The sequence below is a fragment of the Viridibacillus arvi genome (assembly GCF_001274945.1).
Taxonomy (GTDB): Bacteria; Bacillota; Bacilli; order Bacillales_A; family Planococcaceae; genus Viridibacillus; species Viridibacillus arvi.
Genome location: NZ_LILB01000001.1, coordinates 627,329 through 649,057, shown reverse-complemented (window position 1 = coordinate 649,057; position 21,729 = coordinate 627,329). Strand labels below are relative to the sequence as shown.

General features: G+C 33.3%; 20 protein-coding genes and 5 pseudogenes. 20 read left to right on the top strand and 5 right to left on the bottom strand.

Annotation, left to right across the window (positions count from 1 at the left end; translation table 11 throughout):
- Positions 1 to 212: 212 nt before the first annotated feature.
- Both AMD00_RS03070 and cdaS read left to right on the top strand, forming a co-directional pair.
- Positions 213 to 773 carry a GNAT family N-acetyltransferase gene (locus AMD00_RS03070; RefSeq protein ID WP_083446085.1) on the top strand — a complete coding sequence of 187 codons (561 nt, stop codon included), beginning with the start codon at positions 213 to 215 and terminating at the stop codon, positions 771 to 773.
- Between the two features lie 523 nt (positions 774 to 1,296).
- On the top strand, positions 1,297 to 1,917 hold the full coding sequence (cdaS, locus tag AMD00_RS03065; RefSeq protein ID WP_053415612.1) for a sporulation-specific diadenylate cyclase CdaS: 621 nt from the start codon (positions 1,297 to 1,299) through the stop codon (positions 1,915 to 1,917).
- A gap of 141 nt (positions 1,918 to 2,058) precedes the next feature.
- Here the strand turns inward: cdaS and AMD00_RS24245 are convergent.
- Positions 2,059 to 2,421 (bottom strand): annotated as a pseudogene (locus AMD00_RS24245) (NAD(P)-binding domain-containing protein); the annotation flags it as partial.
- Positions 2,422 to 2,464: 43 nt separating this feature from the next.
- Positions 2,465 to 2,677, bottom strand: coding sequence for a hypothetical protein (locus AMD00_RS03060; RefSeq protein ID WP_053415611.1), 213 nt, complete (start codon positions 2,675 to 2,677; stop codon positions 2,465 to 2,467).
- A gap of 587 nt (positions 2,678 to 3,264) precedes the next feature.
- On the opposite strand from AMD00_RS03060, the gene AMD00_RS03055 reads away from it, so the two are divergent.
- The 9 genes and pseudogenes from AMD00_RS03055 to AMD00_RS03020 all read left to right on the top strand — a co-directional run bounded on the left by AMD00_RS03055 (position 3,265) and on the right by AMD00_RS03020 (position 9,932).
- Positions 3,265 to 3,864 (top strand): nitroreductase family protein, encoded by a 600-nt coding sequence (locus tag AMD00_RS03055; RefSeq protein ID WP_053415610.1) that lies wholly within the window; start codon positions 3,265 to 3,267, stop codon positions 3,862 to 3,864.
- A gap of 299 nt (positions 3,865 to 4,163) precedes the next feature.
- Positions 4,164 to 4,423 (top strand): annotated as a pseudogene (locus tag AMD00_RS03050) (NAD(P)H:quinone oxidoreductase, type IV); the annotation flags it as partial.
- Positions 4,424 to 4,486: 63 nt separating this feature from the next.
- Positions 4,487 to 5,344 (top strand): RhaT/GlcU family sugar-proton symporter, encoded by an 858-nt coding sequence (locus AMD00_RS03045; RefSeq protein ID WP_053415609.1) that lies wholly within the window; start codon positions 4,487 to 4,489, stop codon positions 5,342 to 5,344.
- A 15-nt stretch (positions 5,345 to 5,359) separates the two neighbouring features.
- Positions 5,360 to 6,145 carry a glucose 1-dehydrogenase gene (gene gdh, locus AMD00_RS03040; RefSeq protein WP_053415608.1) on the top strand — a complete coding sequence of 262 codons (786 nt, stop codon included), beginning with the start codon at positions 5,360 to 5,362 and terminating at the stop codon, positions 6,143 to 6,145.
- A 174-nt stretch (positions 6,146 to 6,319) separates the two neighbouring features.
- Positions 6,320 to 6,397, top strand: a pseudogene (locus tag AMD00_RS23430) (isochorismate family cysteine hydrolase YcaC); the annotation flags it as partial.
- Positions 6,398 to 6,543: 146 nt separating this feature from the next.
- Positions 6,544 to 7,302 (top strand): DUF2935 domain-containing protein, encoded by a 759-nt coding sequence (locus tag AMD00_RS03035; protein WP_053415607.1) that lies wholly within the window; start codon positions 6,544 to 6,546, stop codon positions 7,300 to 7,302.
- Positions 7,303 to 7,462: 160 nt separating this feature from the next.
- Positions 7,463 to 8,002, top strand: coding sequence for a TetR/AcrR family transcriptional regulator (locus AMD00_RS03030; RefSeq protein ID WP_053415606.1), 540 nt, complete (start codon positions 7,463 to 7,465; stop codon positions 8,000 to 8,002).
- Between the two features lie 129 nt (positions 8,003 to 8,131).
- Positions 8,132 to 8,902 (top strand): annotated as a pseudogene (locus AMD00_RS03025) (SDR family oxidoreductase).
- A 442-nt stretch (positions 8,903 to 9,344) separates the two neighbouring features.
- Complete coding sequence (locus AMD00_RS03020) at positions 9,345 to 9,932, top strand: hypothetical protein (protein WP_053415605.1); 588 nt, start codon at positions 9,345 to 9,347, stop codon at positions 9,930 to 9,932.
- Between the two features lie 342 nt (positions 9,933 to 10,274).
- Here the strand turns inward: AMD00_RS03020 and AMD00_RS03015 are convergent, their stop codons facing one another.
- On the bottom strand, positions 10,275 to 10,775 hold the full coding sequence (locus AMD00_RS03015; RefSeq protein WP_053415604.1) for a hypothetical protein: 501 nt from the start codon (positions 10,773 to 10,775) through the stop codon (positions 10,275 to 10,277).
- Positions 10,776 to 10,797: 22 nt separating this feature from the next.
- Entirely contained in the window at positions 10,798 to 11,088 is a 291-nt protein-coding gene (locus tag AMD00_RS23835) for a helix-turn-helix domain-containing protein (RefSeq protein ID WP_083446173.1), read from the bottom strand.
- Between the two features lie 488 nt (positions 11,089 to 11,576).
- On the opposite strand from AMD00_RS23835, the gene AMD00_RS03010 reads away from it, so the two are divergent.
- Positions 11,577 to 12,176, top strand: coding sequence for a TetR/AcrR family transcriptional regulator (locus AMD00_RS03010; RefSeq protein WP_053415603.1), 600 nt, complete (start codon positions 11,577 to 11,579; stop codon positions 12,174 to 12,176).
- A 41-nt stretch (positions 12,177 to 12,217) separates the two neighbouring features.
- Positions 12,218 to 13,096, top strand: coding sequence for a DMT family transporter (locus AMD00_RS03005; RefSeq protein ID WP_053415602.1), 879 nt, complete (start codon positions 12,218 to 12,220; stop codon positions 13,094 to 13,096).
- 338 nt (positions 13,097 to 13,434) lie between these two features.
- On the opposite strand, the gene AMD00_RS03000 is transcribed toward AMD00_RS03005, so the two are convergent.
- Complete coding sequence (locus AMD00_RS03000; protein WP_053415601.1) at positions 13,435 to 14,862, bottom strand: serine hydrolase domain-containing protein; 1,428 nt, start codon at positions 14,860 to 14,862, stop codon at positions 13,435 to 13,437.
- 739 nt (positions 14,863 to 15,601) lie between these two features.
- Here AMD00_RS03000 and AMD00_RS02995 point away from each other — a divergent pair.
- The 7 genes and pseudogenes from AMD00_RS02995 to AMD00_RS02965 all read left to right on the top strand — a co-directional run bounded on the left by AMD00_RS02995 (position 15,602) and on the right by AMD00_RS02965 (position 21,598).
- Positions 15,602 to 16,426, top strand: coding sequence for an RNA-binding protein (locus AMD00_RS02995; protein ID WP_053415600.1), 825 nt, complete (start codon positions 15,602 to 15,604; stop codon positions 16,424 to 16,426).
- A 228-nt stretch (positions 16,427 to 16,654) separates the two neighbouring features.
- Positions 16,655 to 16,873 (top strand): annotated as a pseudogene (locus AMD00_RS02990) (amino-acid racemase); the annotation flags it as partial.
- A 264-nt stretch (positions 16,874 to 17,137) separates the two neighbouring features.
- Positions 17,138 to 18,016, top strand: coding sequence for a LysR family transcriptional regulator (locus AMD00_RS02985; protein WP_053415598.1), 879 nt, complete (start codon positions 17,138 to 17,140; stop codon positions 18,014 to 18,016).
- Between the two features lie 110 nt (positions 18,017 to 18,126).
- Positions 18,127 to 18,522 (top strand): CidA/LrgA family protein, encoded by a 396-nt coding sequence (locus tag AMD00_RS02980; protein WP_053415597.1) that lies wholly within the window; start codon positions 18,127 to 18,129, stop codon positions 18,520 to 18,522.
- Complete coding sequence (locus tag AMD00_RS02975; protein WP_053415596.1) at positions 18,498 to 19,190, top strand: LrgB family protein; 693 nt, start codon at positions 18,498 to 18,500, stop codon at positions 19,188 to 19,190. Before AMD00_RS02980 ends, AMD00_RS02975 begins: the two co-directional genes overlap by 25 nt.
- A 1,117-nt stretch (positions 19,191 to 20,307) precedes the next feature.
- Positions 20,308 to 20,844 (top strand): D-glycero-alpha-D-manno-heptose-1,7-bisphosphate 7-phosphatase, encoded by a 537-nt coding sequence (locus tag AMD00_RS02970; protein ID WP_053415595.1) that lies wholly within the window; start codon positions 20,308 to 20,310, stop codon positions 20,842 to 20,844.
- A 316-nt stretch (positions 20,845 to 21,160) separates the two neighbouring features.
- The gene (locus tag AMD00_RS02965) at positions 21,161 to 21,598 is read left to right on the top strand and encodes a hypothetical protein (protein ID WP_053415594.1); all 438 of its coding nucleotides are present in this window, start codon (positions 21,161 to 21,163) and stop codon (positions 21,596 to 21,598) included.
- Positions 21,599 to 21,729: the final 131 nt, after the last annotated feature.

Genomic DNA, 21,729 nt, shown 5'->3' with positions numbered 1-21,729 from the left:
TTCCTTCACTTCTACTATAAAAAAATAGTAGCACAAACCATGGCCATGGTTTGTACTACTAATGTTAGTATGTTTTTCATATTCAACTAAAGAGGCAGGTTAGTTGAAGAAAGGATTTACATTATTGAAAACTGACATAGCTGTGAAAACTGATTCGAAAAATAACTATAGTTTACTAAAAGAAGGATAGCTAAAGAAAGGATTTTTTATTTATGATAAAGAATGAAGAGAATTTGAAGATTAAAAAAGTCATAGAGTGCGAAATTGATAATGAACTGTCTGAAAATATTCAAGAGTTATTGATTGAGAGTTTTCAGGGTATATATCCAAATAATAGGATTTATTTTAAACAAATGCCTCATTTTAGATTCTTAGCTTTTAATGAGGAGAAACATCTTCTTGCACAGGTTGGGTTAGATTATCGAGTTATGAATCTTAATGGAGAACCTATAAAAGTATTAGGGATAATAGACTTATGTGTTTCAAGAGAATTCCGCTCAAAAGGAATAGCATCACTTTTACTATCAGAAATTGATAAATACTGTGTAAAGAAGGATATTGAATTTTTGCTTTTATTTGCCGACAATAAGACATTATATTTAAAGAACGGCTTCAAAACAGTTAAAAACAAATGTAAATGGTTGAAAATTGATGATAGAAATCAAACTATTCTGGGCATAGGCTATGAAGAAATACGTGAATTAATGATTAAGAAAATTGGTATGAAGGAATGGACTGAAGGAGACTTAGATTTTCTAGGTTATCTCTATTAAATAAGAGGGCGTCTCCAATTGAAATCAGACAAGGGCCAAATAGTATTAAATGAAAAACAATGACTTTCCTTTAATCTGCCTTAGAAGCGCGCAGCAAACAGCATAGTAACAACTTCAATGATAACCAAAATCGTCGTAATAACAAAAATAACTAAGTAATTTAATATAAGATTAAACCCCTTTTTTGATGAAATCTCCAGGATAAATATGTTGAATTTTCCTTAATTCGATAAAGAAGTGGAAGAAAAATTTGGCCGTATTGATGTTCTTTGTTATCTTGAAAGTAGACTCGATATTATTGCTAATGCATGATGAATATTTTCTTTAAAAAAGCCTATATTATAAGAGAGGTTCCTCCAATCGGATAAATGTTCCGCCAAGTCCTGACGCCCCTTTATATAGAGATAGAGCAACAATAAAATACTGCTAATTCTATTGTGCCTACTTTACCAATACCTGGTATTCCTCAGTTTCCTTATGTTTTGACTACCTATGATTTTCAGAGTGAATGGAGTTGTTATATATGAACAAACCTAATTGCGACGTTTCCCCAATGAAACAGCAATTGTCTAAAGGGATACAACAAATAACTATTGAACTACAACAAAGCTTAGATAATCTAGGTAATTTAGGTAACGAAAACAATTGTTTACTAGGTAAACTGGAGGAAATAAAAAATAAATTTATTCAAATGGAGTCAGTCGCTGCTTCCTTTTATTTAAACTGTTATTTATCAGCTTTTACAGATAAATATGTAGACCTAGCCGTCTGTGTTAAACGACTTTCTGATCTCCGGCATGGTGCATTAATCGTGGTTCAACGGCGCGATCCTCTTGATTCTTTCATTCTGAAAGGAACAGCCATTGGGGCTACATTAACCCCAGCATTGTTAGAGGCCATCTTTTATCCTGGAACCCCTCTTCATGATGGAGCCGTGTTGATTTGTGGTAATCAAATCGTTTCAGCAGCAAATGTCCTTCCCTTAACAAAAGCGGTTATAAGTGAGAAAAAGCTCGGCACCCGTCACCGTGCTGCACTAGGTTTAACGGAGCAAAGTGATGCCCTTGTCCTGGTCGTGTCTGAAGAGACGGGCAGAGTTTCCTTTGCGCTTGATGGAAAACTTCATCCCATTGCTACTGCCTAATCCTCACCTTAATCGACATAGAAAAACATCCTCAATATTATAGGGAGATTGGGACTGACCCCAAAAGTATAGAAAAATAAAAAAGCATCTTCGAACGAATTCGGGTATAGTGAATTGAAAATAAAAGCTATTGAGATGCGATTAGCTGGTATACCTGTTAATCAGGGCAATTAATTTATTCAATAAAAAACTTAACTCATTATTTACTTTGAAAACTGGACAGACGTTTGGCAATTTCATTTGCGGAGATTTTATGCGAGTGTTTGATACCTCAATAGAAGCAATACTAGAATTGAGATAGAAATCAATTCCTCCTTTTTTTAGAAGATTACGCATATCTAATAACAAAGATGTTTTACTCCCTTCTAAGACAGTTTCTCCACGATGCACATGTGTTACATGTACTCCGTTATGATAAAGATCAATAGCAGCTTCAATAGCTGAATTTTTTCCCCTTATAACTATAACCTGTTGATCATAATAGAGGTGACCTTCTTTATAGTAATACGATACTTTCGCTTAATCATCTCCCTCTATCCCTAGTTGTCTAGACGTATCGAAAATTCCTGTTGCAAACAATCATCTTCGCTTCGTAAGGAATGTTGCCAATTCTTAAAAAGTCATTTGTAATGGACATTTGACTAATCGCCTCTTTTTCAATAAATACATAAGAAAGTCCTTTTACTTGAAGGGCAAGACCCGTTGATAATCCACAAGGACCACCGCCGTTGGCGATCATTACTTTCCAGATTTTACTCAAGTCTTTCTGTCTTTTGGTAAGATGGAACTTGCCACCCTTGAAATGACTCCGTTGCCACAGAAAATTAAACAGAAATATGCTGAACAGCTTGTTGTTCTCTACCGTCAGGTAAAGGGGATGAGAGTTCCGCAGTTAACTCTATTGGACTAATCGCCACTCTCTTACATCAGTATCGCATATCGTTTATTAGAGAGCGAAATTGAATCTTTAAATAATTAATTAGCCGAAATGGCTAAAACAACGATGGAATATGATCTACTTGCATCAGTTCCAGGTTAGGAGACGTGACGATTGTTGATTTACTTTCAGAAGTAGGGTGCTTTCACTTTATGAAAATCCACGCCAACTTATCAAACTAGCGGGATTAACCTTACGTGAAAACTCAACTGGTCTCAATACAAAAAATATTGAATTTATTTTAAATCCACTACTTGAATACTCTAACGTTTGTTTGGATAACATATTTTTAGGAACACTAAACTGAAGCATATTACTTTCAAATCTTTTTACTAAAAAATTTTGTAAATATCTAAGCGACAGATGCAATGTGTGTAAACAACAACTACAGTATTAAGAGGTAGGAAATTATGACTAAAGATTTCTACACTACACTTAAAGAAAGACGTACTTATTATGGAATTAATAAAGAGGTAAAAATATCGGATGAAAGAATTAAAGAAATTGTAGAATTTGCTGTGAAATATACTCCGTCAGCATTCAACTCTCAAACTGCACGTATTGTTGTATTATCAGGTGCGGCACATAATAAATTATGGGATATCACAAGTGAAACGTTAAGAAAAGTAGTTGGAGATAGTGATTTTTCAGGAACTCAACAAAAAATGGATTCCTTTAAAGCAGGTTATGGCACAGTTTTATTCTTAGAAGATGAAGCTGTAGTTAAATCGCTTCAAGAGCAATTTGCTGCATATGCTGAGAACTTTCCAATTTGGTCAAATCAAGCATCAGGTATGCACCAATTAGTTGTGTGGGCAGGATTGGAAGGAGTGGGATTAGGAGCTTCTTTACAACATTATAATCCACTAATTGATGATGAAGTGAAATGTGAATGGAATATTCCTGATAATTGGAAGCTTATTGCGCAAATGCCCTTTGGCAATCCGACGGTAACACCAGGTGAAAAAGAATTCCGACCACTTGAAGAGCGAATGAAAGTTTTCAAGTAATGTATGTATACGATATATACAAAGCCAGTACCTTAACGGAACTGGTTTTTTTATGGAGGAAAAACTCTTTAGATACAGTAGTGCATTTAAATACGGATGCATTCGCTTTCTGGAGTATGGTTGCTATAAAAACTATCAGGAAATAAAGAGAAATGTCAGTGCAGAACGGGTACCTTCGGTTGCTATCAAATTAATACTTCAAAGTATCATTCAAAATATAAAAATAACGTATTTTTCATATTAGTAAGGGAATGTTAATTATAAAACAGTAGGACCTGATGGATCATCTGAGATAAGAAATTACTTCTGTTGTGAGTGCGATGACCTCTGCACAAAGTCCGCATGGCGGACAAGAAGCTACTATTTTATCTTTATATACATCTATGTACCATTGGGGGGCCATTGTTGCTGCTCCTGATTATACGGATACTGTCTTATTTGGAGCAGGTGGAAACCCATATGGACGAGTGTAACAGTTAATCAGGATAAAAAAATGGTTGAAGATGTACAAGCGGCTGTAAAACATCAAGCTAAACGTACAGTTACTATTGCAGAATAGGTGAAAAAGGCCAATCAATAACGGTATTAGAGAAAAAATTCACTTTAGATAGGGGAGTAAAAGATGGATATCCTCCTAGCGATTTTACCAGCTCTTTTTTGGGGAAGTATTGTGCTCTTTAATGTCAAGCTTGGTGGTGGTCCCTATAGTCAAGTGCTTGGAACAACAATTGGTGCACTTCTCTTCTCCATAGGAGTTTATTTTGTTGTTAAACCTGTGTTGACACCTGTAGTTTTGGGAGTCGGAATTGTATCAGGCCTTTTTTGGGCATTAGGGCAAGCAAATCAACTGAAAAGTATTGATTTAATGGGAGTTTCTAAAACAATGCCCATTTCAACAGGTCTACAGCTGGTCTCAACAACATTATTTGGGGTCATTGTCTTTCATGAATGGTCGACTACAATATCCGTTATCTTAGGTATCCTTGCACTTATTAGTATTTTGATTGGTATCGTTCTCACGTCGCTGCCAAATCCAGAAGAGAAAAAAGAAGAACAAGGAAAAAATTTAAGAAAAGGAATTTTAATTTTACTCGTTTCTACTTTAGGTTATTTGGTTTATGTGGTGGTCATCCGCTTATTTGATGTAAATGGATGGTCTGCTCTATTACCACAAGCAATCGGAATGGTCATAGGTGGAATTTTATTAACATTTAAACATAAACCATTTAATAAATATGCGATACGTAATATTATTCCCGGTTTAGTTTGGGCTGCAGGGAATATGTTTTTATTTATCTCTCAGCCACGTGTAGGAGTAGCCACAAGTTTTTCTCTTTCCCAAATGGGGATCGTAATTTCAACTTTAGGTGGTATTTATATCATAGGTGAGAAAAAAACAAAACGGCAACTTATAGCAATTTTCATTGGGATTATTTTTATAGTCGCTGCTGGAATTATGTTAGGAATGGCGAAAGTATAAAAAGGAGGACTTAAGATGTATCCAGATTTAGAAGGAAAAGTTGTTGTTATTACAGGTGCTTCAACAGGATTAGGAAAAGCAATGGCATTACGCTTTGGCGAGGAGAAAGCAAAAGTTATCGTTAATTTTCGTTCAAATGAAAAAGATGCAATTGCTGTTGTTGAAGGAGTGAAAAAAGCAGGTGGGGAAGCCATAGCTGTAAAAGGAGATGTGTCAGTTGAAGGGGATGTCATCAATCTCGTTCAAACTGCTGTAGATAAGTTTGGAACCCTCGATGTGATGATTAATAACGCTGGTATAGAAAATCCAGTAACCTCACATGAAATGCCGCTTAAAGATTGGAATAAAATAATCAATACGAATTTAACAGGTGCATTTTTAGGAAGTAGAGAAGCGATTAAATACTTCGTCGAACATGATATTAAAGGTACAGTGATCAATATGTCCAGTGTTCATGAGAAAATTCCTTGGCCTTTGTTCGTGCATTATGCAGCTAGTAAAGGTGGCATTAAACTGATGACACAAACATTAGCTTTAGAATATGCCCCAAAAGGAATTCGTGTCAATAATATCGGTCCAGGCGCGATCAATACACCTATTAATGCTGAGAAATTTGCCGATCCTAAAAAACGTGCAGATGTTGAAAGTATGGTTCCAATGGGTTATATCGGAAAACCAGAGGAGATTGCTGCTGCAGCAGCATGGCTTGCTTCATCCCAAGCTAGTTATGTAACAGGGATCACTCTATTTGCTGATGGTGGAATGACTTTATATCCATCTTTCCAAGCTGGTCGTGGGTAAGTAATGGTAATAGAGATGGGGTTATTCCCCATGTTCAGAGCAGTTAAATTCTTTTAATATCTTCATTGATACATTTGTGATTTAATTAATAAATAGCATAAATAAAAACTGCATTGGAACCTAACAGGCATTTAAACCCTTTCCAATGCCTTTCTTTATTTTTAATGTATTATTTACGAAGTATTTGTTGCTACGTATGCATCGGGAACTTTCAGTAAACAAGTTGCAAATGCGGCGTTAATGCGTATGGCTTAAATTTAGGATAAGATCTTAGAGCTGTTTATACAGCTCTTTTTTTATTCAATTAGGATAGGAAAGTTTAATTTGAAGTGATTAATATTAGATATTAAAGAAGAATAGAATGGAAAAGCATGAAGAAGTAAAGGGGATGAGAATGGTTGTTAAATTATGTACAGCAAGCAGTATTTGAACATAACTTTTGGCTAGAAATATTAAAAGATCATGGTCAATTTATTCATGATTCTCTGTATCCATCGGAGACTGAGAATATTAAAGTAGCAAATTCATTCATTCATCAATTTTCCCAGCTTTTAACTGTTTCCAATTCACTAAATGCCTCCAATGAAACAGTTACCTTCTCTCTTACAGTCGATGAGGTGGTTGAACAGTTCAAGCAATTTAAATTTCAAATTTTAAGACACCAATTGTCAGGCAATATTGGTATTCATTTAACGCCAACTTTTGTAAATCATATGATTAATGAATTAGAGGAGTATCAAAATGTTCTCGGTTATCTAAAAAAAGGTCAAATCCCTCCTATTTTTCATGAACTACATCATCATTTAATCTGGCTTTTAGATGCATCAGGACATGCAGGGATCATTAATGATGATTTAGATGGAGTAGAAAAACGATTGAAACAAAAGAGCAATACTTTTAATCAACATTTTGAACAATTTTATTTAAAGGCAGTAGAACTAACAGGTTATTTGCGTTCTAACATACACTCATTTCCAGCATTAACGCGTTTTAATAAAGAAGTATCAATAGAAATGACATTATTTAAAACCTTTTTACGAGAGTTAGAGGAAATGGAGCTAAGTGCTGAAATATTAGGGACATTTACAGCTTCAATGGCTGATCATATGTCGAGAGAGGAACAATATTATTTAACAAAACGACAAGTTATTATTTGAACACCTTGTTGATTTAATGGAGTAGAATTAGTATATTAAAGCTAATTGAAGGGAACAATATGCAAAATGAAAACATGTGTTATTAAATTATCATTTGTTATTATTTTGTTTATTTAAAAACATATTAAAGAGAATTGGTTAATAAGTGGGAGGGGAAAACGTGGTTGGTACAACAGGAAACCGAAGAACATTGTATAGTAAAAAGGTGATTATAGAGGCTTTTTTACTGCTACTACAAGAAAAAAACTTAAATAAAATTACTGTTACGGATATTTGCAAAGAAGCAGATATTAATCGTGGAACTTTTTATTCTTATTACAATGATCCATTCGATTTAATGAGAAGTATTGAAGAAGAAATGATAGAGAAAATGATGAGTGCAATTAATATTACAGAAGAACAAAATATACTTAATGAACTTTTAAAATTGATACTTATAAATAAGGAGCTCTGTAAAATCATTTTTAATGAAAAAAATAGCTCTCATGTACTAAATACTATTTTGAATTCTGTTCATGATATAACAATTGCAGAAATAAAAAAACACTTACCAAATGCTGATGAGACTCATTTAGAATATTTTTTCACATATTCGACAGGAGGAATCATTGAAGCAATTCGAAAATGGATAAATGATGATATGAAAATTCCAACTGAAGAAGTAGTAAAAATCTTAGAAAGTATGAACGTCACTCAATAAACCGTAATTTATATTATGAATAATTGTCATTAATAGGAACAGAGATTCACTTAAACTAGCGGGGGCTTTACTTCAATAAGTAATTTGGTTAATCATGGTAAAGTAATATTAGGTATGGGAGAGATGATAATGGACCAATTAAAAGGGAAGGTTGCGATTGTTACGGGTGTAAGCCGTCTGAAAGGGATTGGAGCTGCTATTTGTAAGGAGTTAGCTGATTCGGGTTATCATATATTTTTACTTATTGGACGGAATATGATAAAAAAATGCCTTGGAGCATTGAATTAGATGAACCCATTAAATTAAAAGAAGAATTAATAAAAAAGGTATTAAGGTATCATTTATGGAGTTGGATTTAACTCAACATGATGCACCTGAACAACTTATAAATAAAGTTTCTGAACAACTTGGTTGTCCTGATATCTTGATTAATAACGCAGCATACTCAACTAACAACGATTTTTCTAATTTAACTGCCGAAGAATTAGATAAACATTACATGGTAAATGTGCGTGCAACGACACTATTAAGTAGTAGATTTGCTCAAAGGTTTGATAAGAAATCAGGTGGAAGAATAGTCAATATTACTTCAGGTCAGTTTCAAGGACCAATACCTGGCGAATTAGCATATGCAACAACAAAAGGAGCAGTTGATGCTTTAACTATTACGTTGTCGGCTGAACTAGCCCCTTTAGGAATAACGGTTAATGCATTAAATCCAGGTCCAACTGATACAGGTTGGATGACAGAAGAAATAAAAAATGAATTAAAACCGATGTTTCCTTTCGGTAGAATAGGAAAACCGAGAGATGTTGCAAAAACTATTAAATTTCTAGTGAGCGATGAAGCAGATTGGATTACAGGTCAGATTATTCATTCAAAAGTGGATTTAAAAGGTGAATTTAACCAAAAAGGCTTTGGTTTTAGAACCTTTTTGTTGTATTAAATTCCAAGGAAGTTATCAATTTGTGAAACATTGTACTTAAACTAACGAGTGCTTTACTTCAATAAGAAGTAGAGCATTTTTCTTATTGAACTTTGTGTCTTTAGAAACAAAATGCTCGTTAGCAGAAGGGACATTTAATCTTTTACTAAATTCAGTTTTCCAATTTTATAATAAAGTCAGGTTCTTTTTTTATTAAATTAACTAAAATCATAGAAAAGTATAAAGGAGAGATACTTAAGGTCAGGTAAGTTCAATGAGAATCAAATTAAACATCTCCTTTTTCGATAAGAATCATTACGAGACTCTATTTATATGGAAAATAATTATGTTTTTTGAAACAAATTCAAATCATTTACGTATAAACAGGTAATACATAATGAAAGGTTTGATAATTTAATGTTAATTGAAATGAAAGAGGCTTTCCTTTTCTTATTGGACATCTATAAAGGAAAATTACCTCAACCTGATTTGTATTTACTTGGATTAATTATGGTCATTATGCCTCTTGCTGAATCTATACAAGAAAGAAGAAAGAAATCAAGTAAAAGTAAAAAATGGGGTATTATATATTTGAAATGGATTCCTATCGCATTTTTAGTTAGTTCTATCTATTTATCTGGGTTTTATTTTATTACAAATATGTTTAATAATTTCTTTTCTACGCCTGAAGTTTTTCATCAGCAACAAAGTTTACGCTCAATTGCGATAATGTCTTTGACTATGGCGAGCATTGCTTCTTTAATTGTTTCTATTTGGAATTTAAACACCTTGTTTGTAGCTAAAAAAGTCTTATTTACCTTTATTATTAATTCATTGTTTATAGTTATCGGTATGTACCTAATAAATATAACTTGGTATGAAATTATTAAATTACCATTATGGTGTTATGGATTAATTGGAGTGATAAATACAATATTTATGTCCTTTTTATTGTGGGAGGAAAAAGAAGACTTGGTGCAAATGCAAAGTAATGAAATACAATAATTCGCATATGATTTCGGTAATAGAAGAGTATGAACAAACATCGGAGCAACTAAGAAACTGGCTAACGGGGCAGGTTAGTTCAAAAAGAAGGATTATTTGACAGTAAGTCGAAGTAACTAAATTAAGGAATGGAACGGAGGAAAGAGTTATGGAAATCATTAATTATCAAGACAAATATGAAGAAGGTTGGTTACGTTTATATTCTTTATAAATAAAAGTACCCTGTAAGAGAGATTTTTTTAGTGTCTATCTTACAGGGTATATTTTACTTGATTTTCCACCTCAGTCTTTTTAGGCTATTCATTTATTTAAGTATTTAAAAGTTCATGTAAAACAAGTTAATTAATTGTTATCTCTTGCGTATTCGAAACTTTTCTTATCTATTTTATAATCATCTTCTTTTATAAGACCAGCTTTATATGTAGCCTCTAAAAACTCTAACTCTCCATTCCAAAATTTATCACTTAACTGAGAAAGTTTGTTACGTTGCTCTTCTGTTAATTCTTCAGGATTTTTCGGTTCTTTATTTGGATTTTTTGTGTTATCAACAAGAATCCCATATTCAAGTTCTAATTTCTCTGATTGTTTAGAAATTTCATCTACTTGTTCTCTTAGTTTCATCAGTGACTCCACTTCTGAGCTTGAAATATCTGGATTAATTGTTTTAAAATGCGCTATCTCATATTGATAGTTTTCAGTTTTCGAGCTTGAGATATCTGGATTAATTGTTTTAGATTGAGCTAGCTCACCTTGATAATTATCAATTTTTGTACATGCAAATGCAGTTGATAATCCTCCTATTGATATAAGGATAGCTAATGATGTGATGATTTTTTTTTTCATAATTATTTGGTTCCCTTCGCTGTTAATTATTTGCTATTTCTTTAAATCTTAATTCGATTTCATCTAATTCGAATGAACAACATATTCTATGATTCTCTTTATCCAGGATTCTATGATGTTGAGAAATAATATTTTGTTGTATTTTATCCCCGCCGAATGTCGTCTGAATTACTTCACTGTGTTCAAAAATTGTTGCAATACAAACTGCACCTGCCCATGTGAGGGAGCTTCTACCTTTTTCAATTTCGATCAGTGTTTTCTTTGATAAACCAACAATTCCAGATATTTTTTCTTGTGTAAAATTATTTTCGATGACAGTACATCATTTCCTCTCTTATCGTGTAATATTACACTTTTATTGAGTTTTAGTCAATGAAAGTGTATAAAATAATTTTTTTCACAAAAAACTACTTGAACAAGAACAGAACGTAAGTTCCGTAATTGTTTCTAAAGGAATTCGTTAGGAGAGTTTGTATTACCAATTTAAGGATAATTTGGACGAGGTGAAATCAGGGGTTGTTTTGAGGTAGAGAGTGGGTTAAGCATACCAAAACCAACTTATTTCGAATTTGTTGGGCATGAATTTACTTAATAAAACACTCAACTTATTATTCAACTAACGGGTGCTTTACTTGAAGATCATTGAGTTGCATATGCAGCTCTTTTTTTATTGAAATAACGGAGCAGATTAGTTGAAGAGTACTCTAAAATCATAAAATAGTTGACTGAAATTAATCAGGATTATAATATAGGGATAACCAAAACGGACAAATTGTCCGATTATTGTTAGGAGGCAGAAAATTGAATGAAATACCAGAAAAAAAACCTAGAAAAGAGATTACAAAAAGAAAAATTTTAAACGCTGCTAAGGAGCTATTTATTCAAAAAGGTGTCGAAAGCGTAAACATGCATCAAATTGCTCTAACTGCAAAAGTCGGTCAAGCTAGTTTATATAGACAATATAATAAACTCAGTGATATTTGTGCAGATATAGTACGTGAAGAATGCCAGGTATTGATTGATGATACTCAATATTATCTAAGCAATACCAATGAGAATCTTTCATCATTAGATAAACTATATCAAGTCATTATAAAGTTTGTATCTTATCTAGAGTTTAGAGTTGATTGGATATGTGAAGTTACAAGGGCATCTACAAACTATCGTCCCATTCAATCCCCTCTATATCAATGGATGCGGAAAATATGTACTGAATTATTGTTAGAAGCTGTTGAAAAGGGTGAAATTACTGATGTTGATGTTCCATTTACAGTTGAAGCAATCTTAGGAACATTAAATAACGTGGATGAACAACTACTTCATCAAGGCTATACCATAAAGAGAATATTAGAAGGTATAGAGAATATCTATTTTAAGGGGTTGCGAAAAAGCACAAATTAAAATGATGACAAAGATATATTTTAACTAGTTGGAGGGGAAATATGAAAAAATCTGTTGGAATTCTTCTTTTGATTTCAGTCATCGCAATATCTTTTGCGGCAATCTTTGTTAAATGGTCGTACGCACCGTCTACAATATTAAGTATGTATCGAATGTATTTAGCCTGTGTATTATTATTACCTATGGCATATATAAATAGAAAACAATTATTAAAGCTATCCAAAAAGGATTGGTTACTTTTATTTATTGCTGGTGTTTTTTTAGCATTACATTTTGCTTTATGGTTTGGCTCCTTGAAACTTACAACTGTAGCTAGCTCAACAATTATTCTTTGTTTACAGCCAATTATAGCTTTATTAGGAGGATTTTTAATCTACAAAGAGAGAACCAATTTTTCAACTATCCTAGCTATCGGAATATCTATCATAGGTGTAGTTATGGTAGGGTGGGGTGATTTCGGACATAGTAATAAATCAGTCATTATAGGAGACATATTATCTTTCTTAAGTGTTATAGCAATTGTGGGTTATTTATTAATTGGACAAAATAACGTAAAACGTATTTCTCATTGGGTATATAGTTTCTTCGTTTTCTTATTTGCAGCAATCTCATTAAATATCTATAATGTCATCTTTGGTTTTCCTATTATCGGATATGATTCAAAAGAGTGGGGTATTTTTATATTATTAGCAATTTTCCCTACTATTGCGCACGTTATTTATAATTTTTTATTGAACTATGTAAACACAACAACTATATCTATGAGTATCTTAGGTGAGCCAATTGGAGCAACCATTTTAGCAGTAATTCTTTTAGGTGAACCTATTGTCACCTTACAAATTATTGGTGGTTTCTTTGTCCTGATAGGTGTTTTTTTGTTTTTAATTCAGCAAAATAAAATTAATTCCAAAAAAATATGAGAGTTTGTGAAAGGATGTACTTAAACTATAGGGTGCTTTACTTGAAGATCATTGAGTTGCATATGCAGCTCTTTTTTTCTTTCTTGAACTAACGGGTGTGCAGAAATAATAAAGTTGTTTAATTTACAATAAAGTCATTTAAAAAATAATATAATTGTTTAAAAATTCTTATTCCACGTACGGAGCAGGTTAGTGGAAGCAATAATAATTAGGTTGACTGGGAAAATTGTAGATGATATTAAAAAAGACACCGAAGTGTCTTATGTTTTTCAAATTAGCATACCGATAAATTGAAATTTAATTACTTAACATTATGTTTATCTTGGGAGCGAGGCATTTTATCGGTGAGTGTATACAAACCATGTAATGCTTGCTGTTAATAATGCTGACGAAATCAAAGCTGTAAGAACACTATATGTTTGCCAAATAAGTATCGTTGACCAATCGAAAGCACAGCACAGTATACCCAGGGCAATTGTAGCGATCAGGAAAATAACTGTTACGATAATTCTCTTTTTTGTCATTGGCTGCCGCTCATTCGTTTTCCTTCTGCGTAATCCTAAGAGAAATAGCAGAACGGCCAATAGGCAAAGAATAATAGTGATAGACGATAAAATGATATCCAAAAGCTGTGTGCCGCTTATTTCATATGACTGAGTTAGATTGCCGTCTAATATATCTTTAACTTTTAGTACCAGGTTTATATTGGTATTTGCGCCGTTGCTCAGCAAGCAGACGGCTGTTCGTTCATTTGGCAGTATGGCTACTTCGGTTCTGAAATTTGGATTGCCCCCAGTGTGTTCTATAATCGTTTGGTCGGCGTTTACCGACCAGCCTGCCGCATAATACATATCGTTGACAGCCGAAACAGACATATCACCCCTATGTGATTTTTCGATAACCGTGTGAAATATTTCGGGTATATCCTGCACGATACCCATCTGTATGCCCATCCAACGCGCCATATCTTTTGTATTAGAAATGATGTAGCCTGCTGGTTTATTCCCAGCATAATCCGGAGCTTTAAATGGAGTTGTCATAAAAAAGGAAGAACGGTAGCCCTGTGCCAACTGTCCAGTGGCTTGAGCATCTTCTTTATAAACATACGTCTGGTGAAGACCTAACGGCTGAAATACCTGTTCCCTCATAAAGTCTTCATAGCTTTGTCGCGACACAATCTCAATAACCAAACCCAATACGTCATAATTAACGGTTCCATAGTTATACTGTTCACCGGGAGGGAACGCCAATTCAGCATCTACGAGCATTTCCACAGTCTTTTGCAACATATCCGGTGTATTGCCTTGTGGAATATTTTGAGTATGCCTAATATTTGTTAGACCACTGGTATGGTGAAGAAAGTTATTTAGTGTAAGGCTTTGCATATCAACAGGTTTCCCTTGATACTTTAAAGTAAACCAAGGTAAATATTTTTGGACAGGGTCAGTCATTGAGAGCAGCCCTTGCTCTTCCAACAGCATAATACCCATACCGGTAAAAGCTTTACTGACCGAGGCTAACTCATAGAGTGTATTTTCACTTGCAGACAACCCCTTTTCAAGATCTGCATACCCAGAAGAAAAGTAGAACACTTCATCATTAGCAAGTATTGAGATTGACATTCCAGGCACACCTGATGTACGAGAGGCATCATCTAGCAACGCTTGTATTGCCACAGATTTCGAATCTGACAACGCATAACTTTGTGTTGCGAATCCTGAGAATAATATAAATATCGTTAATACAAAAACAATAATCTTTTTCATAAACTCTCCTTTTTGAAAAATTATAAGAGAATAATATAAATAACCTACTTTTACAACTACTAAACTAAATTTAAATTTATCTTTCTATTCACCTATATAATATCAAGTAATTGTGAAGAGTTACACTTAAACTAACAAATGCGTTAGTTCAATAAGAAGTAAACAACTTTAAAGAGCCTTGCTACGTAGAATGTAGTAAGGCTCTTAGTTTTTATTAATCAAAATTCAATAACTTTATTATCATTATACATTTAAGCCGTTAGTATGAAATGACTTACATGTTGGGAAAACATACTGACTTTGACCCAGTATTGACCGAGCTAAAAGATTTAATAGAAGCGGATGGTATCCAAAAACTTAAAGAATCTGGTTTGGACACCGATGCTATAAAGTCAAAAGCTTATCCCTCATAGGCTTTTAAGCTATTCAACTAAAGCAGCAGTTTAGTTGAATAAGGCGAGATGGTAAATTATGATAAGAATAGAAATAAAATAGGGGGATTTCTAATGCATATAGACAATAAAACAATATTAGAATTAGTGGAATTTGATAAATATGATGTCTTAGGTTTAGTAGAACTTAAGCTTAATCCCACGCTTTTTCTGAGGCTCCAAATCCTCTTTGTAATACAGTTCACCTAAGTGATAGGCATCAATGGCATTTAGTGCAAGAAGGTGTTACTATATGAAATGGAGAATTTAAAAGGAAATAATATCAAAATTGATGAGAGGTTTTGGTTATGTATTTTAAATTGTTTAAAATACATCTTGCTATTATAATTGCTTTTTTGTTCCTTTTGTTAACGGGCTGCGAAATTCCCAAAAAATTTGTAGAAGAGAATGTTGAAAATCATTTGGAAAACTACGGAATAAAGAACTACAACATACTAAGTGCTAAAAATGATGGTGAGCGTGGTGAAAGTAAGTATGGTTATGTAGAAATCTATAAACCTTATCATATAAATCTCACATTAGCCTTTAATCAAGAAACAAATCAATTTATTCCTGACGAAAGTGACGATGTTTATTTACAACTATTTAAAGAAGCATATATTCAACAACATCCTGAAATTATCAAGGAGTCCAATCAGATTATCGAAAAATATCATTTAATGGATAAACCTTCAAAAAATTATTATCTTGATTTTAATATTGAAAAAGATCAAAAAAAAAGGCTAATTGATGACCTTAGAAAGAAAGAAAAAATAGACACCAATTCATTATTACCATCACTAACAAGCGATGAAAATGAATCGTTGTATCCTTTGAACAATGAGTCAGTTATTAATTTTCATTATAAGTTTAATATTTACGAAAATAAAAATACAATCCCGAAAGCCAGTGATATTTTAAACGATTTTAAAGAAAGTAAAGTGTTGTGTGAAGGGAAGTATTTTTTAAATGTACAGGTGGTATCTTACGAACAAAATTCAGTGACTTATTTAGATGAAGATTATCCTGAAAACAATATTCTTTTTGTAGTCGGAAAGGATGGAGAATTTAAAGATATAAGGACATTAAAACGTACCGGATGGCTTAAGTATACCGTAGTTCCATTCCCCTAGTAATTGATGTAATAAAGTAGGTAAGAAGATTTTTATAGCTACAACACCTCTATTTAGTATCACAGTATTTTAAATTTCAGTTGTAGTACAAAAGCCAGCTTTGCCCCTGTCCACACCGTACGTGCGACTTTCACCGCATACGGCGTTCCAACTAATCCAATTCAATCAACCATCAACACTTCTGATATCAAAATACCTTCTATGTCTCAATTCTTCCGTTTCAATAAAATAGTAAAGATTAAACAAGGTCAAATCGATGAGTCCCTTCAATTATGGGATGAATTCTATTCAGAATTAGCTGAAACGATTGATACCGCTATCATTGCATGTACAGATTTAAATGTTGTTACAGATAAAAAATTCAATGATTTTTCCATTGTTGATTCATCAACTTGTCTCGCTCAAGCCGTTGTACATAAATATTTATCATTAAAGGACAGAGATTAGTCCTTCCTATTAGACGAAAGTTTTTTCATTACTTTTTCACTAACTTGCGCAAGAGTTAAGATCAAGCTGCCAAAGTCAAAGGCAGCTTTTCTTATTGAGCTAAAGTTATCATGAGTTTTCATTTTATCTAATTCTTATCTTCCCAATTATGTAGAATCGAACACAATAAAATATAATGAATTAGAAGGTTGTTCAAAATGAAAATTTGGAACCATTTAGTATGACGGGAAGGAATTATAATTATAGTACCGGGGGAGTTTTAAAATGGATATTCAACATCTTAAATATTTTGTAGAAGTAGCCAAACAAAAGAATTTTACAAAGGCATCTGAGAGCCTACATGTATCTCAGCCTTCCATTAGTAAGATGATAAAAAGCCTGGAAGTGGAGCTTCAAGTGACTTTGCTAGATCGTTCGGAGAGAAAAGTGGAGCTGACAGATGCGGGCAAGATTGTTTATGATCAAGCATTGAAAATTTTGCAGATGATGGAGGATATCCATTCTTCTGTAAACGAAGTCGTTCATGTAAAAAAGGGAACCATTAAAATGGGATTAATGCCGACTTTGGGTGTAATGTTATTTCCGAAAGTGCTGGCTGATTTTAAAAAGGGTTATCCGCAAATTGAAATGCAAATGGTCGAATTTAGCGGGAAACAATTAGAACGAAAAGTAGTACAAGGGGAAGTGGATGTGGGTATTACCGTATCACCAGTTGACTCTGAAGTGTTTGGATTCATCCCCTTATTCAAAGAAGTACTAGTTGTCATTGTTGACAGGAATCATTGGCTGTCGAAAAGAAAATCAGTACTTTTATCCGAATTAAAGGAGGAAGCCTTTATTCTTTTTACCGAAGAATATGTTCTGCATGATGTGGTAATGAAGGCTTGTTTGCAATCGGGATTTGAACCTAATTTAGTCTACAAAAGTTCCTTATGGGATATCGTTGGAGAGATGGTAGCGGCACAATTTGGGATATCTGTTGTTCCTAAGTCGGTAGCAAACCGATTTAAGGATCAGGTTACTATTGTTTCTATTACTTCACCTCAGGTTGATTGGGAATTGGCAATGATTTATAAAAAGAATAAGTATCTTTCCTATGCAGTTCGGGAGTTCATTACTTATCTTCAGGAAGGAAAAACCTAACACTATAACTTCATGGAATAGTTTTGATGTCTTTTATATATTTTACGAATCATGGATCTCCAAGTAGAATGATCTATATTACATATTGTTCTATTTCGGAGGTGTTGCTCTTGAAAAAGGGCTTAACAATTTTATTGCAAATTGGGATTATTATTGCATTTACCTGGATCGGTGACTATATTGTCTCTCTTCTTCATGTACCTATTCCAGGAAGTATTATCGGGATGATTTTATTATTCTTCGGTCTTCATTTAGGCTTGATTAAATTAAATTGGGTGCAAGCGGGGGCTACGCTTATTATTTCCGAGATGATGTTATTTTTCATACCCGCAGTCGTTGGATTTATGGAATATTCATGGATATTTGGCATCAAAGGTCTAGGTGTTTTATTCATTGTTGTTAGTGGTACAGCACTTATGATGATAGCAACAGGTGTCATCTCCGATAGGATTTTAGAAAGAAAAGACGGTGAAGCAAGGAAATGGTTACCAAGATTTTTTATATAGTTATTACTGTCCTTTTTTATTTTTTGGCGAAAAAGATTAATCGGAAAAAACCAGGATTGTTATTTTCACCAATCATTCTCACTCCTATTATGCTCATTGTTCTCCTTTTGATAATGGATATACCATACAAAGAATATGCAAATGGCACTTTTCCACTAAATAAATTGTTAGACGTTGTAACCGTTGCATTAGCCATTCCATTGTATCGAAACTGGTCGTTTCTGGCTAAAAATTGGCGCGTGATTGTATGTAGTCTTGCAGCCGGTTCCTTGATTGCTGTTGTTTCTGGCATTTTATGTACTTACCTGCTTGCAATGGGAAAGGATTATATGCTCAGTATTATTCCTCGCATTGTCACCATTCCAATTGCTGTCAGTTTGTCTGAATCCATTGGAGGGACTCCTGCCATAACTGTTCTTTTTAGTATGTTGACATGCTTTGTAGGTGTCTTCATAGGACCAGCTATAATTAAGCACTTTTCCATTAAGCATCCATTGTCTATCGGCATGATGTATGGTTTGGGTGCACAGGCACTTGGGACTGCAAAAGCGTTTAAAATCGGGGAAAAAGTGGGAACAACCTCCAGTGTATCCTACATTCTGACTGCCATCTTTACAGTCATCTGGGCATTAATCCTAACACCTTTTATCCATACTTTGAACGTATAGAAAAATTGGTGCAACCCCTTACATTAAAGGGCTCTTTAGTTGAACAAGCTAAATTTAAAAAAGTCGATTCCTTGAAGTGGAAATCGGCCTTTTTTATGGGTGAAAACTTCCTTAGCGTTGTAAATTCGCATTTTCTTGATGCTATCCCCTAATGTATGAGTAACTGTTAGGTGTCAACGAACTTATCTCAATCAAACATATCCTTTTCCATCCGTGCAGTCAATAAACACTCTAAGGGTTGTTCATAAATGCGACTTTTAATTAATTTATCCACTCTTACTTGCTCATCAAAGGTTAAAGGCACGATAGTTGGAGGATTTTGCCCGTAGTTAACTTTAACGAAAGGGGGTTCCTCATTTGATATAATTTGATTTTTAGTTACCAGTTACTCGACAACCCAAATCTTTACTTGAGCCTTATTCCACTAACGGGTGCTTTAGTGAAAGTTCGTTGAGCTGCTTATGCGGCTTTTTTTTATTCAACTAACCCGACAGATTAGTTGAAGAGCGTTGTTTAACTTTTGTTCAACAATCGGGCCATTTAATGGAATAACAATTTATTAAATACAACTATTGAGTTAGGGTAGTAGCTGTAGAATAAAAGCGTTACTCCACTAGAATTACGCTTTTTAAATTACATTATGATATTTCATTCTTTAATAGCTGCCTAATTATCAAACTTGATCTTCTAAATACTCATCGGGTGATTTACTACTGTTTTGTTTCCAATCAATTAAAGAGTATACCATCCAACTTAACATGGTACTTCTATTGCCGAAGGGTAAATGCATAAGGAATTAATTTATTGATGGAGCAGTTGGTTTGTAGAGAGAAGGTTAATTAGGTATTAGAAGGGGCAATTAATATAAGGAAATCTATAACAAATGTTAAAGTCTTCTATTTGTATGGTTAGTTGCACTTATTGAAACAATTATCGTTGAAGTAAAATTAAAGTTTTTTTACAAGAAAGATATAAGAAAATGAAAAAAAGATTATAAATTATTTTTTAGTAGATGGATTTTATTATGGAAATTAGTGGATATCTGAAATAAAACTGCTTAAAGCCGATAATTTTTAACATAATAAAAGTAATATTAAAAATTAAAGGTGTGATGAGATTGAAAAGAGCAGTTTTTTTAGATCGAGATGGAGTAATAAATGAAGTACTAACTGATCGAGTGAAATTTGTAAACGAACCGAATCAATTTTATTTTTTACCTGGTGTAGAAGAAGCAATTAAAAGTTTAAATGAGTATTTTGATTATGTGTTTGTCGTAACAAATCAAGGTGGAATTGGATTAGGTTATATGAAGGAAAAGCAGTTACATAAAATTCATGACTATATGGTGGCTGAACTTGAGAAAAAGGGAGCAACGATTCATGAGGTTGTCTATTGTCCGCATAAACCAAAGGCTGGGTGTGAATGTAGAAAACCAAATAGCAAAATGATTTTAGATTTAGGAGAAAAACACAAAATTGATCTTGAAAAATCATATATGGTTGGAGATACTGATACGGATATTCAGGCAGGTGAAAAAGCAGGTACAAGAACCGTTTTTATTGGTGAGAGTGATCCATTAGCCAATGCAGTGTGTCCAAATTTAAAAGAGGCAGTACAATGGATTATTCGTGATATTAAAAATCATAAGAAATAACACACAGTGGAAAATTATCCATTATGGGTGTTTTTAAAAATTCCATACTTCTTCAATTAACGGGTGCTTTACTTGAAGATTAATGAGTTGCATATGCAGCTCTTTTTTTCTTTCTTGAACTAACGTGGCAGGTTAGTTGAATAGTGTTGTTTAATTTGTGTTCAACAAACGGGCCATTATATCGATTTAGGAGTAGCATGAAAAATCCTTTTTTATGCAGCTAACAAGTTTTTTTAGAGTCCAGCTATACATTTTATAAAGAGGTAAATAATATACATATGTTCTTATGAATGATAACTGTACAGGAGGTAAAAAGATGAATCATTTACGAGTTATTATTTACATGTGTATATTAGGAATTTTGATATATCCCCAATTATCATTTGCTGAAACAGATGAGGAAGTACCATTTTTAATTAACAATGGGAAATGTCCTAACTCGCAAAATTTGGAGCCTGTGAGTTCAGATAAAGGTCTTATAAATGCATTGAACACGATTATTTCTGAAGTTTATAAAAATCAAAATTACAAAGGTTGGAAAGTAGAAACCATAGCACATCTTCCAAAGTCACCACATCTAGAAGATTATTATGCAATGGCTAAAAATTATTGCGGAGAAGAAATAGCTAATAATTCTTGGTTTGTAGAAGTACTATTTCCACAATATTTACCAGCTTATGATGCATCACATAGACAAATTTTTGTTACTAAAAACAAACAGGGGCAATGGTTTGTTTGGTTTAGATTTCATTAATGCCTTTTCAGCAAACGAGAGCGATTGTTGAATAAGCTTCACTTTTCTTCTTCTACTAAACCAGCTAATAGAATGTCAAGTAAATCATTTTAAATCGAAAAACACTTCATGTTATACTAAAAATGTTCAAC

Coding starts and splice junctions, on each gene's coding strand:
- AMD00_RS03070 (WP_083446085.1), top strand. CDS start 213: ATGATAAAGAATGAAGAGAATTTGAAGATTAAAAAAGTCATAGAGTGC.
- cdaS (WP_053415612.1), top strand. CDS start 1,297: ATGAACAAACCTAATTGCGACGTTTCCCCAATGAAACAGCAATTGTCT.
- AMD00_RS03055 (WP_053415610.1), top strand. CDS start 3,265: ATGACTAAAGATTTCTACACTACACTTAAAGAAAGACGTACTTATTAT.
- AMD00_RS03045 (WP_053415609.1), top strand. CDS start 4,487: ATGGATATCCTCCTAGCGATTTTACCAGCTCTTTTTTGGGGAAGTATT.
- gdh (WP_053415608.1), top strand. CDS start 5,360: ATGTATCCAGATTTAGAAGGAAAAGTTGTTGTTATTACAGGTGCTTCA.
- AMD00_RS03020 (WP_053415605.1), top strand. CDS start 9,345: ATGTTAATTGAAATGAAAGAGGCTTTCCTTTTCTTATTGGACATCTAT.
- AMD00_RS03015 (WP_053415604.1), bottom strand. CDS start 10,775: ATGAAAAAAAAAATCATCACATCATTAGCTATCCTTATATCAATAGGA.
- AMD00_RS03005 (WP_053415602.1), top strand. CDS start 12,218: ATGAAAAAATCTGTTGGAATTCTTCTTTTGATTTCAGTCATCGCAATA.
- AMD00_RS03000 (WP_053415601.1), bottom strand. CDS start 14,862: ATGAAAAAGATTATTGTTTTTGTATTAACGATATTTATATTATTCTCA.
- AMD00_RS02995 (WP_053415600.1), top strand. CDS start 15,602: ATGTATTTTAAATTGTTTAAAATACATCTTGCTATTATAATTGCTTTT.
- AMD00_RS02985 (WP_053415598.1), top strand. CDS start 17,138: ATGGATATTCAACATCTTAAATATTTTGTAGAAGTAGCCAAACAAAAG.
- AMD00_RS02975 (WP_053415596.1), top strand. CDS start 18,498: ATGGTTACCAAGATTTTTTATATAGTTATTACTGTCCTTTTTTATTTT.
- AMD00_RS02965 (WP_053415594.1), top strand. CDS start 21,161: ATGAATCATTTACGAGTTATTATTTACATGTGTATATTAGGAATTTTG.